Below are 16,388 nucleotides of genomic sequence, written 5' to 3' on the forward strand. Positions count from 1 at the left end.
GTGCTCCGGGGGTCGTTCCTCGGATTGTTGACAATCATACGAGCCACTTTTACGGTGTCAATGTGATCGCCTCGGAATTTCCCGTACTGGCGGTGCTGTGCGGGTCGGCTCCACCACCGGACATGGCCGCTATCGAAGAGGCGGCGGTGGTTCGTTACACCGACGCGCGAGGACTACCCGAAGCGCTTACCGGAGCCCAGGGGCTGTTCGTCTACGATTTCCTCTCCACGGCCGTGCCCGGCGCGTGGCACGCGGCCGGCGACCTGCGCTGGCTGCACATCGCGAGCGCGGGCGTCGACCCGGTGCTGTTCCCCGGGTTGGTCGAGAGCGACGTCGTGCTCACTAACTCGCGGGGCGTCTTCGACGACGCCATCGCCGAGTACGTGCTGTGCGTGGTCCTGGCCTTCGCCAAGGACTTCGCGCGATCGCTCGACCTGCAGCGCGCCGGCACGTGGCAGCACCGCGAGACCGAACGCGTCGCCGGGCGCGAGGTGCTCGTGGTCGGGACCGGGCCCATCGGCCGCTCGATCGCGCGGCTGCTGCGCGCGGCCGGCCTGCGCGTGTCCGGGGCCGGACGGCGCCCGCGCACGGGCGACCCCGACTTCGGCACGTTGCACGACTCCGCGCAGCTCACGGAGCACTTGCCGGCCTTCGACTACGTCGTGGCCGTCGCGCCGCTGACCGAGCAGACGAAGGGCATGTTCGACGCGGCGGCGTTCGCGGCGATGAAGCCGTCGGCGCGGTTCGTGAACGTCGGGCGCGGCGAGCTGGTGGTCACGTCGGACCTGGTGGCGGCGTTGCGCGGAGGTGAGATTGCGGGCGCGGCCCTCGATGTGTTCGACACCGAGCCGCTGCCGGGCGACAGTCCACTCTGGACAATGCCGGACGTGCTGCTGTCGCCGCACATGTCGGGGGACTTCGCGGGCTGGCGCAACACTCTGGTAGAGGTCTTCGCGGCGAACTTCCGCCGCTGGGTGGCCGGGGAGCCGTTGCACAACGTCGTGGACAAACGGCTCGGATACGTGCCGTCGGAATCGCAGGGAGCAGCCGGATGAGCCACCGGGAACTGACCGCAAGCGAACTGGTCGCCGCCTACGCCACCGGGGAGCTTTCGCCGGTGGAGGCGACCGAGGACGCGCTGCAGGCCATCGAGGAACGCGACGGCGATCTCAACGCCTTCTGCCTCGTCGACGCCGACCGCGCGCTGGAACAGGCGAAGGCCGCCGAGATCCGCTGGCGCGACGGCAACCCGATCGGCTGGCTCGACGGGGTGCCCGCGTCGATCAAGGACATGTTCCTCACCGCAGGCTGGCCCACCCGGCGCGGCTCCACGAGCATCCCGGCCGAGGGGTCGTGGGACGTCGACAGCCCCGTGATGGCGCGGATGCGCGAGGCCGGCCTGGTGGTGCTGGGCAAAACGACCACGCCTGAGATCGCGTGGAAGGGCGTGACCGACAGCGCGCTCGCCGGCATCACGCGCAACCCCGTCGACCCGTCGAAGACCGCCGGCGGCTCCAGCGGTGGCAGCGCGGCGGCCGTCGCGGCGGACATGGGCGCGATCTCCGTGGGTACCGACGGCGGTGGTTCGGTGCGGATCCCCGCGTCGTTCTGCGGGATCGTCGGGCTGAAGCCGACCCACGGGCGGATCCCGTTGTTCCCGGCGAGCCCGTTCGGCCCGCTGTCGCACGCCGGCCCGATGGCGCGCAGCGTCGACGACACCGCGCTGCTGCTCGACGTGATCGCCACGTCCGACCCGCGTGACCCGGCCGCGCTCGCGCCGCCGGTCAGCACCTACCGCGAGGCCGTGCGGCGTGACGTGCGCGGACTCATCGCGGCGTTCTCGCCGACGCTCGGCTACGTGGACGTGGACCCGGAGGTAGCGGCGATCGTCGCGGCGGCCGTGAAGGCGCTCGACGACGCGGGGCTGCAGATCGAGGAGGTGGACCCGGGGTTCGAGGACCCGAAGCCGTCGTTCGACGTGCTCTGGTCCACCGGCGCGGCGAAGATGCTCGACGGGTTCCCGCCGGGCAGCGAGGACCGCGTCGACCCCGGGCTGCGCCGCGTTTGGGAGCAGGGCAAGACCTACAGCGCGAGCGACTACCTCGACGCCACCGCCGCCCGCGCGGCGCTCGGCATCCTGATGGGCGAGTTCCACACGCGCTACGACGTGCTGATCACCCCGACCATCCCGATCCCGCCGTTCGAGGCCGGGCACGACGTGCCGCCGGGCAGCGGGCTGAGCGAGTGGCCGGAGTGGACGCCGTTCACCTACCCGTTCAACATGACGCAGCAGCCGGCGATCAGCGTCCCGGCCGGACGGACGTCGGCCGGATTGCCGGTGGGGCTGCAGATCGTGGGTCCGCGGCACTCCGACGACCTCGTGCTGGCCGTCGCGAAGCTGCTCGAAGAGGTGCGGCCCTGGGTGGTGCGCTGACCCGACGCACGTTGGGGTGAACTCCGGCCGCGAGCGGCGGAAACTGTGCCAGGGTCTGGCGCGTGCATTCCACGGGCTGGCGATACGAGCAGGCGATCGCCACTGTCGACATGGCCGGTCAACCCACCCGCGTGATCGTGGGCCTCATCGAACGCGACGACCGTCTGTCGGCCGCCCTCCGCATCGAAGACGGCCCGACGGCGCTGGTGCCGCTCGAAACGGGCGGGGAGCTGCTCAAGGCGCTGCGCCAGACCCTCGAGAGCTGGTGGAAGCTCGACGGTCACCGCGACGTCGCGCCTGAGCCGCGTTCGCCCGGGCGCTGACTACCGAAACGCTGACTACCGAAACGCTGACTGCCGGAAACACCCACTGGCGGAAAGGCCAGCCGCGCCAAGCGGTCCCGGCCGGCCGGCGTGATCCGCAGTGCTCGCCCGGCCGGGCGGCGGCGGACCCAGCCCGCGTCGAGGAGGCCGCTCAGCAGCGCGGCGCCGAGCGCGCCGGCGAGGTGAACCCTGCCCTGTGACCAGTCGAGGCAGGCGCGCACGGGTGGAGCGGCGGTGACTCCGGTGATCCCGAGTGCGCAGAGCAACGGATGGTCGAAGGTGCGCACGGCGGCGGTGTCGCCGGGGCGGAGTGCGCCGACGACGCCGTCCTCTTGAAGCCGGGCCGCGATCGTGACGCCGAGCCGGCCGCCGAGGTGGCCGTAACAAACGCGGGCCTCGAGCAGCGCGTTCGTCGGCGGGTCCGGCTGCAGGTTCGCGGGCAGGCGCGGAGGCGCGAGCGCGGCGAGGGCCTCCACGAGCTGGGCGATCTCCGGCCCGGCGAGCCGGTGCAGCCGCTGCCGGCCGGACTCCGTCACGCGCACCAGGCCCGCGTCGCACAGCCGCCGCAAGTGCGCGCTCGCCGTGGACGGGGCGATACCCGCGACCGTCGCGAGGACGCGCGCGGTGTGCGCGTCGCCGTCCATGAGCTGCAGCAGCATCGCCGCGCGCGCCGGTTCGCCGATCGCCTGCGCGACGGTCGCGATGTCCGGTCCGGCCGTCATCGGCCGAGATTAGCCCGCCGACAGTTCGCTGCGGAGCGAACAGTTGTTGTGGCAGGCTGCGGGCCATGACCGAGTTCACGACGCCGATCGACGACCGCTGGTTCGAGGACTACCCGCAAGGCGCGGTGTACGAGTTCGGCGAAGCGGTGGTGACCGCGGAAGAGATCGTCGAGTACGCGCGGCGTTTCGACCCGCAGACCTTCCACACCGACCCGGCCGCGGCCGAACACGGCCCCTTCGGCGGCCTCGTCGCCAGCGGCTGGCACACGGCGGGCGTGATGATGCGGATGTTCGTGGACCACTTCCTGTCCTCGGTGTCCAGCCTCGGCAGCTCCGGCATGGACGACGTGCGCTGGCCGCGCCCCGTCCGTCCCGGCGACAAGCTCCACGTGCGCGCCACCATCGAGGAAGCGCGGCTGTCGAAGTCCAAGCCGGACCGCGGCCTGCTCCGCACGCACATCGAGCTCTTCAACGCCGACGCCGAGGTCGTGATGAGCGCCCACGCCATCAACTTCATGGCGGTACGCCCGAAATAGCCGTTTCGCAACGGGCTCAAGTGGCCGGCAACGCGATCGATCGCTGTCGCACCAAGCCGCGCACCTGCCGGCTGGACAACGTGAGCAAAGTCGCCACCACGATCAGCACGCCGCAGCCCAGCAGCACGGGCTCGCGGCCCAGGTGCTCGACCAGCGGTCCCGCCGCGATCTGGCCGATGGGCATGGCCGCGAGGGACCCCAGCACGTCGTAGGAGTACACGCGGGCGAGGCGGTCTTCGGGGATGTTCTCCTGCAGGGACACATCCCACACGACGCTGAACTGCTCCATCGCCAAGCCGGCCAGGGCCATCGCCACGAGCAGGGGTATCAGGGCGGGCCAGAGGCCCAGGCTGAGCACCGGCAGAGCCTCCGCCGTCACCAGCAGGACGCCGACGAACAGCGCGCGCCGGGGTTGCCGGCGGGCGGCGATGAGGCCGCCGAGCATGGAGCCGGCTGTCTGGACCGCAAGGGCGACGCCCCAGCCCGTGCGGCCGAACGTCTCGTCGGCGACCACCGGGCCGATCACGACGAGCGTGCCGAGGCCGGCGGCGTTGACGAAGGCGAACTGCACCACCACGATCCACACCCACGTGCGCGAACGGAACTCGTGCCAGCCCGCGATCAGTTCGGCGATCGGGTGGCTCGCCTCGATGCGGGCGCCGCGTGGGAGGCGGATGCCGCGGTAGGCGACGGCGGCGGCCAGGAACAGCAGCGCGTTCACCGCGACCGCCCAGCCCGAGCCGGCCACGGCGACCACGATCCCGGCGACGCCCGCGCCCGCGACGCGGCCGGTGTTGGTGAGCAGGCGGATCAGCGCGTTGGCCTGGTTCAGCTGGTCACGCGAAACGGTCTGGGGCGTGATGGCCGCCGCCGCGGGCAGCGAGATCGCGGCCACGGCGCCGTTCACCGCGCTCAGCGCCACGAGGAACGGGATCGATGCGAATCCACAAAGGACACTCACGGCGAGCGCACCCTGGGTGATGCCGGCGGCCACCTCGGTGCCCTGCATGATCACCGAGCGGGGCAGGCGGTCGGCCAGCACGCCGCCGAACAGCACCAGCGCGATGTTCGCGACCGACCGCACGCCGACCACGAGACCGAGGTCGACGGCCGAACCGGTGAGGTCGAGCACGGCGAACGCGAGCGCCACGGGGGCGACGGCGTTGGCGAAGGTGGCGAGGGTCCGTCCGGTGGCGAGCGCGCGGAAACTGCGGCCGCGCAAGGGCTCGAGAAGGCTCATCGGCGCGTCACGCGAGCGAGTATCCGATCATTGGGACATCCGGCACAACTCGATATCCGCTGGCCGGGACGCACGCCACAGGTGTGGTGCGGGGCCGTCGCCCGTGTGCTCTCCTGAGGATCATGCGGACGACGATTCTGGGCCGGAGCGGACTCGAGGTGTCGAGGATCGCCTTCGGCACGTGGCAGCTCGGCGGGCAGTGGGGTTCCTTCGACGAGGACACGGCGATCGCGGCCATCCGGCACGCGCGAGAGCTCGGCGTGACCCTGTTCGACACCGCGCAGGCCTACGGCTCCGGCGCGGCCGAGCAGCTCCTCGGCAAGGCCCTGCGCAGCGAACTGGACCACGACCGCGACAGCGTCGTCATCGCGACCAAGGGCGGCACGAAACCGCGTGCCGAACGGGCCCGCGACTCTCGCCGTGAGTGGCTCACGCAGGGCGTGGACAACAGCCTGCGCCTGCTCGGCGTCGACCATCTCGACCTCTACCAGATCCACTGGCCCGACCCCGAGACGCCGGCGGAGGAGGTCGCGGCGACGCTGCAGGAGTTCGTCGACGCGGGCAAGGTGCGCCACATCGGCGTGTCGAACTACAACGCCGCCGAGCTCGCCACCTTCGACGAGACGCGCCCGGTGGAGACGCTGCAGCCGCCGTACCACCTGTTCCGCCGCGGCATCGAGACCGATCCGCTGCCGTACGCGCGGGAACACGACATCGGTGTGCTCGCCTACAGCCCGCTCGGCAGCGGCCTGCTCACCGGCACCTTCACGGCCGACTCCGTGTTCGACGAGTCCGACTGGCGGTCGAAATCCTCGGCGTTCCAAGGGGAAAACCTGCGGCACAACCTGGAGATCGTCGACGAGCTCGCCAAGTTCGCTGCCGAACGGGGCGCGTCGGTCAGCCAGCTCGCGATCGCCTGGACGCTCGCCCAGCCCGGCATCCACGTCGCCATCGTCGGCGCCCGCAAACCGCGCAACATCGAGGCCAGCACGGCCGCCGCGGACCTCGACCTGACAGCCGGAGACCTCGCCGAGATCGAGCGCATCACCGCCGGCGCCATCCAGATCGGCGGGGCCAGCCCGGAGGGCATCGCGTAAGCCCTACTTGGCCCCCGTCGCGCCTTCCAGCTCCGCCAGCGCCGTGTCCAGGTGCGTGAGGATCCGCTGCAGGTGCGGCACGCTGCGCCGGCAACCGGTGATGCCGAAGTCGAGGTTGTCGCCGTTGCTGGTCAGCGTGATGTTCAGCGCCTGGCCGTCGAGCAGCACCGACGCGGGGTAGATGCCGTCGAGCGCGGCCCCGTTCCAGTACATCTGCTTGCGCGGGCCCGGGACGTTGGAGATCACCAGGTTGAACGGCGGGCGCGTGTTGTTCACGACGCCCGGGATCGGCGACGCGCCCAGCTGCGCCACGTTGACGCCCGAGAGCAGCAGCGTCTGCAACGGCGTGAGCTCCGAGAAGAGTTTCTTGCCGTTGGTCATCGACGTGTGGATCGCCGAAAGCCGCAGCGCCGCGTCGGACAGGTCGGTGCCGAGGTTGCACAGCAGCGCGCCGATGTTGTTGCCGCTGGCCTCGCCGGCGTCGGCCTTGCGGCGCAGCGACACGGGCACCATCGCGATCAGCGGCGCGTCCGGCAGGGCGCTCTGCTCGATGAGGTAGTCGCGCAGCGCGCCGGAGCACATGGCCAGCACCACGTCGTTGCGCGAGACGCCGGCGGCGGTCGCCACCGCGCGCACGCGGTCGAGCGACCACGACTGCGCGGCGAACCGGCGCGCGCCGCCGATGGGCACGTTCAGCATCGTCCTGGGTGCCTGCATCGGCAGCGTCAGCGTGTGCTCGCGGAAGGCTTCGCGCGCCACCTTGGCCGCGGCCGGCGCGATACCCGCGACCTGGTCGAACGTCTTGCCCGCGAGGCTGAACAGCGACGGCTGCGCGTGGCCGTTGCCGTTGCCGCCTGCCCCGTTCTCCCGGCTGCCCCAGGGCGGCGGGCAGTCGAGATCGTCCGGGTCGTCGGACAGCGTGCCCTGCAGGTGGCGCAGCGCGGAGACGCCGTCCATCAGCGAGTGGTGGATCTTGGAGTACATCGCGAACCGGCCGTCCTGCAGGCCCTCGATGAGGTGGATCTCCCACAACGGCCGGTGCCGGTCGAGCAGCGTGCTGTGCCAGCGGGAGGTGACCTCCAGCAGCTCGCGGATGCGGCCCGGCTGCGGCAGCGCGGAGTGGCGGAAGTGGTAGTCGAGCTCGAGCTCCGCGTCGGCGGTCCAGCGCACGTACCCGGCGGTGTTCACGGGCCGGCTGGGGCGGCGCCGGAAGACGCTGCGCATGTTGTCGGTCGCAAGCATCTTCTGGCGAAGATCGCTGAGGTAGTTGCCGTCCGCGGTCTCCGGCTTGCGGAACAGCTGCAGGCCGCCGACGTGCATGGGGTGTTCGCGGGTCTCGACCATCAGGAACATCGAGTCGGTCACGGGCATCAACGGCATTCGGGCCACCCACCTTCTCCCACGCCGGGGGCATCGGCGCTCCCCGGGGCCTGAGTCTACGCACGAAGAGGTCTTCCACGCCCAGTACCACATAACGGCTGGTGACAAACGGTGTCCGGTGACGACCGTGCAGTGCTTTTCGCGCTGTGGATACAGTGGCAGCCGTGGCAGGACGGACTGGTGCTCAGCATCTGGGCGACGCGCTGAAGGCACTCGGGACCGAAGTCGTGTTCGGGCTCCCGGGCGTGCACAACCTGCCGCTGTGGGAGGCGTTGGCGGAAACGGGAATCCGGATCATCGGTGTCCGGCATGAACAGACCGCCGGGTATGCCGCCGACGGTTATGCCCGCGCCACGGGGAAACTGGGCGTCGCGCTCGTGACGACCGGGCCCGGCGCGGCCAACACGCTCGGCGCCGTGGGCGAGGCGATGGCCTCGGCCGCGCCGGTGCTCGTCATCGCCACCGACATCCCGTTCACGCTCAAGCGCCCCGGCGTGGTGCGCGGCGTGCTGCACGAAACGTCCGACCAGCAGGCGATGTTCGCGCCCGTGACCAAGGCCGGATTCACCGTCCACCGCGCCGACCAGATCGGCACCACCGTCCACCGCGCGGCGCGCCTCGCGCTGATGCCGCAGACCGGCCCGGTGTACCTCGGCATCCCGACGGACTACCTGCGTGAAACCACGGAGGCGAGCGGACCGCCGAAGCCGCTGGCGGAGCGCGTGCTCGACCTGCCGGACCTGGCCCGCGCCGCCGATCTCCTGTCCCAAGCCCGGCGTCCGTTGATCTGGGCCGGCGGTGGTGCGTTGCGTTCGGAAGCGGGCGAGGCCATCGGCAAACTCGCCGAACGGCTGGCCGCACCGGTGATCACGACGTTCGCCGCGCGCGGGTTGCTGCCGCTCGATCACCCTTGCCTGGCCCCGAATCCGGTGCACGCGCCGGAGGTCGGCGAGCTGTGGGACGAGGCCGACGTGGTGCTCGCCATCGGCACCGACTTCGACGGCCTGATGACGCAGAACTGGCTGATGCCCGCGCCGCCCAAGCTGATCGCGGTGAACGTGGACGCCTTCGACGCGGCGAAGAACTACAAACCGGACATCACGTTGGTGGGTGACGCCCGCCGGGTCGTCGAGTCGCTGCGCCCGGCCAGCCGGGCGGGCCTGGACGAGCTGACCGTGCGGCTGGGGTCCATCGGCCGTCGCGTGCGCCAGCGCATCCGCACCGAGGAGCCGCAGGCGGCCGACTTCCTGTCCACTTTGGAAGAAGTGCTTCCGGAACCGGCCATGCTGGTCACCGACATGTGCGTGGCCGGTTACTGGATCGGCGGTTTCCACCGCGTGCGCGCGCCGCGCAAGCTCGCGTACCCGATGGGCTGGGGCACGCTCGGTTACGGCTTCCCCGCGTCGCTCGGCGCCGCCGCCACCGGTTCCGGCCGCGTCGTGTGCGTGACCGGCGACGGCGGTTTCCTCTACGCGGTGGGCGATCTCGCGACGCTCGCGGAGGAACAGCTGCCCGTGACGGTCGTGGTCGTCGACGACGGCGGCTACGGCATGCTGCGCTACGACCAGGACCAGGAAGGCCTGCCGCACCGCGGCGTCGACTGGGACAGCCCGGATTTCGTCGGCCTGGCGCGGTCGTTCGGGGTGCACGCCGACCGCGTGTCCGGGTTCGGGCGCGCGTTCCGGCGGCTGCTGAGCGAGTTCATCGAGTCGGACGAGCCCAACGTGCTGGTGGTGCGAGCCAAGCTGAAGCCGCCGGTGAACACCTCGCCCCGGTGGCCACGGAAGCCGCGCTGATGGCCGGCCTGCGGGTCGGGATCGACATCGGCGGCACGTTCACGGACTTGTGCGTGCTCGGTGAAGCCGGGGTCGTCGCGGTCGGGAAGGTGCTCACCACGCACCGCGAGCCGGCACTCGCGGTCGCCGAGGGCCTGGCGGAGGTGTTCGCGCGCGCCGGGCTGGACTTCGGCGACGTCGAGCAGCTCGTGCACGGCACCACACTGGTCACCAACGCGCTGATCGAACGCAAGGGCGCGCGCACCGCGTTGCTCGCCACGGCGGGGTTCCGCGACGTGCTGGAGATGCGCCGCGAGCACCGGTACGAGCTCTACGACCTGCGCCTCGAACTGCCCGAGCCGCTGGTGCCGCGCCACCTGCGCTTCGACGTGCCGGAGCGGATCCTGGCCGACGGGACCGTCCACACGGGACTGGACGAGGAGTACGTCGCGCGCCTGGGCCGCGAGCTGGACGCGCGGGGCATCGACGCCGTCGCAGTCTGTTTCCTGCATTCCTTCACCAATCCCGCGCACGAGCGGCGTGCGGCCGAGGTGCTCGCGCGCGCGGCGCCGCGGCTGCGGGTGGCGCTGTCGTCCGAGGTGGTGCCGGAGATCCGCGAGTTCGAGCGGACGTCGACCACGGTCGCGAACGTCTACGTGCAGGACCTCGCCGAGCGCTACCTGGCGGATCTGGCGCGGCGGCTGCACGAACTGGGCGTAGGGCCCGCGCCGCACATCATGTTGTCCCACGGTGGGATCGCGACCGTCGAGACCGCGGGCCGGTATCCGATCCGCATCCTCGAATCCGGTCCGGCGGGCGGGGCGCTCGCCGCGTCGGCCTTTGGCGTCGGGGCGGGGGAACGTGACCTGCTGGCGTTCGACATGGGCGGCACCACGGCGAAACTCTGCCTGGTCGCTGACGGCGCGCCCCTGGTGACGCACGAGTTCGAGGTCGGCCGCGAGTACCGGCTGCTGCCGGGTTCGGGGCTGCCGGTGAAGGTGCCGGTGACCGACATGATCGAGATCGGCGTCGGCGGTGGCTCGATCGCCCGCGTGAACGCGCTGGGGTTGCTGACCGTCGGCCCGGATTCGGCGGGGTCGGAGCCAGGCCCGGTGTGTTATGGGCGCGGCGGCACCGAACCGACGGTCACCGACGCCGACCTGTTGCTCGGCTACCTCGACCCCGCGTACTTCCTCGGCGGCGGGATGGCGCTCGACGTCCCGGCTGCTCGCGAGGCGGTGCGGACGAAGATCGCCGAGCCGCTGGGCGTGAGCGTCGAGGAAGCGGCGTGGGGCATCCACACGAGTGTGAACGAGGACATGGCCAACGCCGCGCGCGTGCACGCCGTGGAGCGCGGCAAGGATCCGGCGAAGCTACCGATGTATACGTTCGGCGGTGCGGGGCCGGTGCACGGCGCTGGGGTCGCCCGGGCACTCGGGGCGCCGACGGTGGTGGCGCCGCCGGCTGCGGGTGTGCTGAGTGCGCTGGGGTTTTTGACGGCGCCGCTGGCGTTCGACTTCGTGCGTTCGGCGCGGGCGGCGGTGCTCGACCTGTCGTGGGAGGACGTCGACGCGCGGTTCGCCGAGATGGAGGCGGAGGGCGCGGCGCTGCTGCGGGAGTCCGGTGTGGACGGTTCGGACGTGACGCACGCGCGCGTCGCCGAGATGCGGTATGCCGGGCAGGGGTACGAGATCCGGGTGCCGATGCGGGCCACTTCGGGGACCTGGCCGGACGCCCTGGTCGCGGACTTCACGGACGGCTACCGCTCGTTGTATCGGCGAAGCGGGCCGCCGGTGGCGGTGGAGGTGCTGAACTGGCGGGTGGTCTCGTCGGCTCCGGCGCCCGAGGTTTCGTTGCGGCTCAAGGAACCCGCTTCCGGAGAGGCGTTCGGCGGCAGCCGCCCGGTGTATTTCGCGGGTGGATTTGTCGACACGGTGGTGGTCGACCGATACCGGTTGCGGCCGGGCGCGCAGGTCGCCGGCCCCGCGATCGTGCAGGAACGCGAGTCGACCGTGGTCGTCCCGCCGGGCGCGCGCTGCGTGGTGCGCGGCGACGTGAGCCTGGAGGTGAGCTGGTGACCGACCCGATCCTCGTGGGCCTGATCGGCAACCGGCTGCACTCGATCCTCGCCGAGCAGCAGAACGCGCTGGTCAACACGGCCTTCTCCGCCGTCGTGCGCGAATCGCTCGACCTCGCGTGCGCCGTGTTCGACTCGCGCGGCGAGATGATCGGCCAGTCGACCGGCGGCACCCCCGGCCACATCAACGCGATGGCCACGGGCCTGCGCCACTTCGTCGCCGAGTACCCGCCGGAGACGCTGGAGCCTGGCGACGTGCTGCTCACCAACGACCCGTGGCAGACGGCCGGGCAGATCAACGACATCACCGTCGCCACGCCGGTTTTCGCCGGTGGCCGGCTGGTCGCGTGGTTCGCGTCGTGCTGCCACGCGCCGGACATCGGCGGCCGGCTCGTGTCCGCGGATGCCACGGAGGTTTTCGAGGAGGGCCTGCGGCTGCCGATCCTGAAGTTCCTGCGGGCCGGCGAGGTGAACGCCGATCTGGAACGGCTGATCCGCGCCAATGTCCGCACGCCCGAGGAGACCATCGGCGACCTGTACGCGCAGGTCGCGGGCAACGACGTCGGCGCGGCGAGCCTCGTGCGGCTGCTGGCGGAGTTCGGGCTGACGTCGCTGGACGACGTCGCCGCGGAGATCATGAACCGCTCCGAACGCGCGCTGCGCGAGGCGATCACCGCGTTGCCGGACGGCGTGTACCGCAACGAGCTGGCGACCGACGGCTTCGACGACGAACCGGTCGTGCTGCGCGTCGCGGTGACCGTGGCGGGCGACGAAATCCACGTGGACTTCGCGGAGTCGTCGCCGCAGAGCCGGCGCGGGATCAACGTGGTGCTGAACTACACGCGGGCGTACGCGTCCTTCGCGGTGAAGGCGGCGATCTCGCCGGAGGTGCCGCACAACGCGGGGTCGTTCCGGCCCGTGCACGTGACCGCGCCGGAGGGCTCGGTGCTCAACTGCCTGCCGCCGGCGCCCGTCGCATCGCGGCACCTGATCGGGCACTTCCTGCCGTCGTTACTGATCGGGGCGCTGCCGGGCTGCCCGATCGCGCCGAGTGCCGACGCCCTGTGGATGACGATCTGGCGTGGCGAGGGCTTCATGTCCACGGTGTTCCAGACCGGCGGCATGGGCGCGCGCGTGTCCCGTGACGGCCTCTCGACCACGGGTTTTCCCAGCGGCCTGCGCTCGACGCCCACCGAGGTGATCGAGACGAGCGCGCCGCTGGTGCAGGGCACGCGCGAGCTGCTGGTGGACTCGGGTGGCGCCGGGCAGTTCCGCGGCGGGCTGGGGCAGCGGACGACGATGTCGGCCTTGGGTGGGGTTCCCTGGAGTGTCAACGGAAACGTCGACCGCGTGCGGGCCGCCGCGTCCGGTGTGGACGGTGGTTCTCCGGGTGCCCTCGGCCGGTTCGGGCTGGTGTCCGGCGATGATCTGCCCGCCAAGAGCCGCGTGGCTCTGGACCCCGACGCCGAGGTCGACGTCGTCCTCCCCGGTGGCGGCGGCTACGGCGACCCCCGGCGGCGCGCCGTGGCGGACGTGCTGGCCGACGTGGTGGCGGGGTACGTTTCCGCGGAGGCGGCGGAGTCCGTCTACGGCGTGGTGGTGCGCTACATCGGCGTGCCGGACGCGCTGGTCAGGCTGCCCGAGGACTACGAGGTGGCCGAACTTCGAGGGAGGGACTGAACGATGGTTCGGTTGGCCGGCAAGGTCGCGGTGATCTTCGGGGGCGCGCGGGGCATCGGCCTCGCCACGGTGAAGGAGTTCCTGGCCGAGGGCGCCGTGGTGTTCGCGAGCGACATCCGTGAACCGGCCGCTCAGCTGGACGGCTACCGCCACTCGCTCGTGGACGCCACCGACGAGACCGCCGTCAACGACTTCGTCGCGGGCGTCATCGAGGACGCGGGCCGCATCGACGTGCTGGTGAACAACGTCGGCGTCCACCTCGCGAAACCCCTCACCGAGACCACCCTCGAGGACTTCGACAACATCTTCACCCTTAACGTCCGCGCCGCCTTCCTCGGCACACGTGCCGTCCTGCCCCACATGCTCGCGCAACGCTCCGGCAGCATCATCACGACCTCGTCCAACGGCGGCATGATGGGCCGCCCGAGCGACCCGGTCTACAACGCCACCAAGCACGCCTTGGTCGGCCTCACGAAGTCCCTCGCCGTCGCCCACGCCCACCAGGGCATCCGCGCCAACACCGTCAACCCGGGCGCTATCGACACCGACATGCTCCGCTCGACCCTCGCCTCCCCGGACGACTTCGAGGCCAAACAACACCAACTCGTGGCCAGCACCCCCGCCGCCCGCGTCGGCGAAGCCACCGAAGTCGCCAAGGCCATCCTCTTCCTGGCCACCGACGAATCCCGCTTCATCAACGGCGCGGTACTGCCGATCGACGGCGCCAAATCCGCCGGCGCGATGCCCTCGAACCGCTACAGCCTGGACTTCGACCTAGGCGTCCGCTGACCGCTACCCCAACGCCACATTGGTTGCGCCCAGCGCACCGAACGCCGCATTGGGTGCGCCCAGCGCACCGAACGCCACATTGGGTGCGCCCAGCGCACCGAACGCCGCATTGGGGCGCTTTGGCTCCCACCCAACCGCCAGCCGCCTGCCCAACTTACGACCCATCCAGGCCGCGTGGGCCTGCGCAACCGCCGCCTACCCACCTGGCGGAACCTGCACCCAGGCTCGCCCGGGGTGCACGCCTGCCGCAACACGCCCCTGCGCAGGACCAAAATCCTCAGCAAGTCACCGCCGCATCAGCCCAATCAGCATGATCCGTGTTGTTCCCATCCCCACCATCCGTCACCACAAGATCCAGCACCTGCACTCCACCCAACGGCACATCCACCGCCTGCGCCGCCGAGCCATGCCGGAACACATCCGTCGAAGCCAGCGTCTTCCCGTCCCCACGGACCTCGAACGTCACGCTCCCCGTCGAAAACTCGTCGTCCAGCCCCACAACCGAATGGAACGTCTGACAACCACCACCCAAATACACCCGGACCAACGACGGAGCATGCGCCCCCAGCCCATCCGAGTACACCTGGCCATTGATCGTGATCGGGTTCCCGTCACCAGCCTGGTTCTCACCATTGCTGGTACCCCGCTCCACCGGACCCCAGCCGTTCTCCGTCAACAGGAACGGCGCCTTCGACATCGGCGTCACCCCAGACCCGAACGGTGTCACCACCGGCCCACTCGCATCAGCCGACAACGAACGCCGCCCCCACGCCGTCGTGTACGAAGCCTTCGCCGACATCGCCACCTGCGCGCCGGGCTTCACAGGCGTAACCGTCACGGCGCGGTCCCAAGACTTCCCCGGAGCCACCACCGGCACGAGCACCTCACCCCGCCCGTCAAGCTGCCAACCGGACGGCGCCGACACCGTCACCCGAGCCGCGGCGACCGGCGTGCTGCCGTCGTTGGTCAGCCGAACGTGAGCCGTGAACGGCTTCCCCGCAGGGAAGTACGACCCCGCGTCAAGCGACAACGTCGCCGCCGGTGCGGCAGCCGGGAACTTCGCCGGCCACACTCGGAACACCGCCGACCCGTGGCTCGGCACGGTCGCCCGCAGCGTCCCGGAGCTCTCCGTCTCCGCACCCGTCCACAGGTCACGCACGCGGAAATCGCGCCCGGAGAGTCCGATCTCCGACGCGTTGCTCGACATCGTCGCGGCGGAAATCCCGCGGTTGAACAGCACCACCGCGGCCGAACCGTCGGACATCGGCTTGGTCCACACCTCGGTGTCGCCGTCGTCGCGGACCTTGTGGCCCTGCACGCCTGCCCAGTCCTGGTCGAGGGCGACGACGTCCTTGTTCGCCAGGATCGCCTTCGTCGCGGCCGGCATCGAGCGGACGTCGTTGCCCGCCAGCAGCGGCGCGTTCATCAGCGACCAGAGCGCGAAGTGCGAGCGGTACTCGGCGTCGGTCATGCCGCCGTTGCCGACCTCGAGCATGTCCGGGTCGTTCCAGCCGCCGGGGCCGGAGTACTTCTCGAGCCCCACCTGCTGGTCGAGGATGCCGGTCATGCTGGCCCAGTTGTCGCTGATGTCACCGGTGGTGCGCCACAGCTGCGCGCCGGAGGTCTTGCCCCACAGCCACGGCTGGTTCTCGCCCCACTCGCACAGCGCGTAGATCATCGAGCGGCCGGTCTTCTTGATCGCGTCGCCCATCTTCGTGTAGCGCTCGATGGCCGGGCGGCCCTCGTTGTTGCAGTTGTCGTACTTGAGGTAGTCGACGCCCCAGTCGGCGAAGGTCTGCGCGTCGACGTCCTCGTGGTCGAGGGCCCCGGGCATCGTCTTCGCGCAGGTCTGCGTGCCGGCGCTGGTGTAGATGCCGAGCTTGAGGCCTTTGCCGTGCACGTAGTCGGCCAAGGACTTGATGCCGCTCGGGAAGCGTTCGTGGTTGGGCTCGAACTTGCCCTCGGCGTTGCGGTTCTGCTCGGCCCAGCAGTCGTCGATGTTCACGTACTGGTAGCCGGCGTCGCGCAGGCCGCTGGAGACGATCGCGTCGGCGGTCTCGCGGATGAGGGTCTCGTTGATGTTGCAGCCGAACTTGTTCCAGCTGTTCCAGCCCATCGGCGGCAGCGCGCCGGTTTCCTGCTGGGCCGAGAAGGGGGCGGGGGCCGCTTCGGCGCGCCCGGTGGTGAGGGTGGTGGCCAGGCCGGTGGTCAGGCAGGCAGCCGCCAGCAGGCCCACAAGACGACGCATACAAATACCTCCCAGAGTGCGCAACAGAACTACTCAAAGAAGCACATACTCACTCAGGAATCAACAGGAGTGAACGGTTCACGTCAA

The 16,388-nt window shown here is 70.8% G+C and carries 13 protein-coding genes; 9 read left to right on the forward strand and 4 right to left on the reverse strand.

The genetic code is table 11. The features are described from left to right. The first annotated feature begins 122 nt into the window (after window positions 1-122). The 3 genes from QRX50_RS16020 to QRX50_RS16030 all read left to right on the forward strand — a co-directional run bounded on the left by QRX50_RS16020 (window position 123) and on the right by QRX50_RS16030 (window position 2,757). Window positions 123-1,055 carry a D-2-hydroxyacid dehydrogenase gene (locus QRX50_RS16020; protein WP_434533276.1) on the forward strand — a complete coding sequence of 311 codons (933 nt, stop codon included), beginning with the start codon at window positions 123-125 and terminating at the stop codon, window positions 1,053-1,055. Then, a complete protein-coding gene (locus tag QRX50_RS16025; RefSeq protein ID WP_285972729.1) occupies window positions 1,052-2,434 on the forward strand; it encodes an amidase in 1,383 nt (460 codons plus the stop codon). The genes QRX50_RS16020 and QRX50_RS16025 overlap by 4 nt, the downstream gene beginning before the upstream one ends. A 62-nt stretch (window positions 2,435-2,496) precedes the next feature. Continuing rightward, window positions 2,497-2,757: a hypothetical protein gene (locus QRX50_RS16030; RefSeq protein WP_285972730.1), complete on the forward strand. Its 261-nt coding sequence runs from the start codon at window positions 2,497-2,499 to the stop codon at window positions 2,755-2,757. Here QRX50_RS16030 and QRX50_RS16035 read toward each other — a convergent pair. After that, window positions 2,715-3,479 (reverse strand): ArsR/SmtB family transcription factor, encoded by a 765-nt coding sequence (locus tag QRX50_RS16035; protein WP_285972731.1) that lies wholly within the window; start codon window positions 3,477-3,479, stop codon window positions 2,715-2,717. The genes QRX50_RS16030 and QRX50_RS16035 overlap by 43 nt on opposite strands. 65 nt (window positions 3,480-3,544) lie before the next feature. Between QRX50_RS16035 and QRX50_RS16040 the strand changes: the two genes are divergently transcribed. Next, window positions 3,545-4,015 (forward strand): MaoC family dehydratase, encoded by a 471-nt coding sequence (locus QRX50_RS16040; protein WP_285972732.1) that lies wholly within the window; start codon window positions 3,545-3,547, stop codon window positions 4,013-4,015. Between the two features lie 16 nt (window positions 4,016-4,031). Here the strand turns inward: QRX50_RS16040 and QRX50_RS16045 are convergent, their stop codons facing one another. Next, complete coding sequence (locus QRX50_RS16045) at window positions 4,032-5,255, reverse strand: MFS transporter (RefSeq protein ID WP_285972733.1); 1,224 nt, start codon at window positions 5,253-5,255, stop codon at window positions 4,032-4,034. Between the two features lie 122 nt (window positions 5,256-5,377). On the opposite strand from QRX50_RS16045, the gene QRX50_RS16050 reads away from it, so the two are divergent. Then, window positions 5,378-6,352, forward strand: a complete 975-nt coding sequence (locus QRX50_RS16050) for an aldo/keto reductase (protein WP_285972734.1) — start codon at window positions 5,378-5,380, stop codon at window positions 6,350-6,352. Between the two features lie 3 nt (window positions 6,353-6,355). Here the strand turns inward: QRX50_RS16050 and QRX50_RS16055 are convergent, their stop codons facing one another. After that, the gene (locus QRX50_RS16055) at window positions 6,356-7,732 is read right to left on the reverse strand and encodes a WS/DGAT/MGAT family O-acyltransferase (protein ID WP_285972735.1); all 1,377 of its coding nucleotides are present in this window, start codon (window positions 7,730-7,732) and stop codon (window positions 6,356-6,358) included. A gap of 164 nt (window positions 7,733-7,896) precedes the next feature. Between QRX50_RS16055 and QRX50_RS16060 the strand changes: the two genes are divergently transcribed. The 4 genes from QRX50_RS16060 to QRX50_RS16075 are packed head-to-tail and all read left to right on the forward strand — an operon-like array spanning window position 7,897 to window position 14,053. Continuing rightward, window positions 7,897-9,528 (forward strand): thiamine pyrophosphate-binding protein, encoded by a 1,632-nt coding sequence (locus QRX50_RS16060; RefSeq protein WP_285972736.1) that lies wholly within the window; start codon window positions 7,897-7,899, stop codon window positions 9,526-9,528. Further along, window positions 9,528-11,585: a hydantoinase/oxoprolinase family protein gene (locus QRX50_RS16065; RefSeq protein ID WP_353074155.1), complete on the forward strand. Its 2,058-nt coding sequence runs from the start codon at window positions 9,528-9,530 to the stop codon at window positions 11,583-11,585. The genes QRX50_RS16060 and QRX50_RS16065 overlap by 1 nt, the downstream gene beginning before the upstream one ends. Beyond that, window positions 11,579-13,264 (forward strand): hydantoinase B/oxoprolinase family protein, encoded by a 1,686-nt coding sequence (locus QRX50_RS16070; RefSeq protein WP_285974479.1) that lies wholly within the window; start codon window positions 11,579-11,581, stop codon window positions 13,262-13,264. The genes QRX50_RS16065 and QRX50_RS16070 overlap by 7 nt, the downstream gene beginning before the upstream one ends. Before the next feature lie 3 nt (window positions 13,265-13,267). Beyond that, window positions 13,268-14,053 (forward strand): SDR family NAD(P)-dependent oxidoreductase, encoded by a 786-nt coding sequence (locus QRX50_RS16075; RefSeq protein WP_285972738.1) that lies wholly within the window; start codon window positions 13,268-13,270, stop codon window positions 14,051-14,053. 277 nt (window positions 14,054-14,330) lie between these two features. On the opposite strand, the gene QRX50_RS16080 is transcribed toward QRX50_RS16075, so the two are convergent. Further along, on the reverse strand, window positions 14,331-16,325 hold the full coding sequence (locus tag QRX50_RS16080; protein ID WP_285972739.1) for an NPCBM/NEW2 domain-containing protein: 1,995 nt from the start codon (window positions 16,323-16,325) through the stop codon (window positions 14,331-14,333). Window positions 16,326-16,388 lie beyond the last annotated feature (63 nt).

It is taken from the genome of Amycolatopsis sp. 2-15 (genome assembly GCF_030285625.1).
GTDB classification, from domain to species: domain Bacteria; phylum Actinomycetota; class Actinomycetes; order Mycobacteriales; family Pseudonocardiaceae; genus Amycolatopsis; species Amycolatopsis carbonis.

What these genes read in the sequence shown, in the direction of transcription:
- QRX50_RS16050 (WP_285972734.1), top strand. Translation starts at nt 5,378, where the DNA reads ATGCGGACGACGATTCTGGGCCGGAGCGGACTCGAGGTGTCGAGGATC.
- QRX50_RS16020 (WP_434533276.1), top strand. Translation starts at nt 123, where the DNA reads ATGGCCGCTATCGAAGAGGCGGCGGTGGTTCGTTACACCGACGCGCGA.
- QRX50_RS16055 (WP_285972735.1), bottom strand. Translation starts at nt 7,732, where the DNA reads ATGCCGTTGATGCCCGTGACCGACTCGATGTTCCTGATGGTCGAGACC.
- QRX50_RS16045 (WP_285972733.1), bottom strand. Translation starts at nt 5,255, where the DNA reads ATGAGCCTTCTCGAGCCCTTGCGCGGCCGCAGTTTCCGCGCGCTCGCC.
- QRX50_RS16035 (WP_285972731.1), bottom strand. Translation starts at nt 3,479, where the DNA reads ATGACGGCCGGACCGGACATCGCGACCGTCGCGCAGGCGATCGGCGAA.
- QRX50_RS16025 (WP_285972729.1), top strand. Translation starts at nt 1,052, where the DNA reads ATGAGCCACCGGGAACTGACCGCAAGCGAACTGGTCGCCGCCTACGCC.
- QRX50_RS16040 (WP_285972732.1), top strand. Translation starts at nt 3,545, where the DNA reads ATGACCGAGTTCACGACGCCGATCGACGACCGCTGGTTCGAGGACTAC.
- QRX50_RS16065 (WP_353074155.1), top strand. Translation starts at nt 9,528, where the DNA reads ATGGCCGGCCTGCGGGTCGGGATCGACATCGGCGGCACGTTCACGGAC.
- QRX50_RS16075 (WP_285972738.1), top strand. Translation starts at nt 13,268, where the DNA reads ATGGTTCGGTTGGCCGGCAAGGTCGCGGTGATCTTCGGGGGCGCGCGG.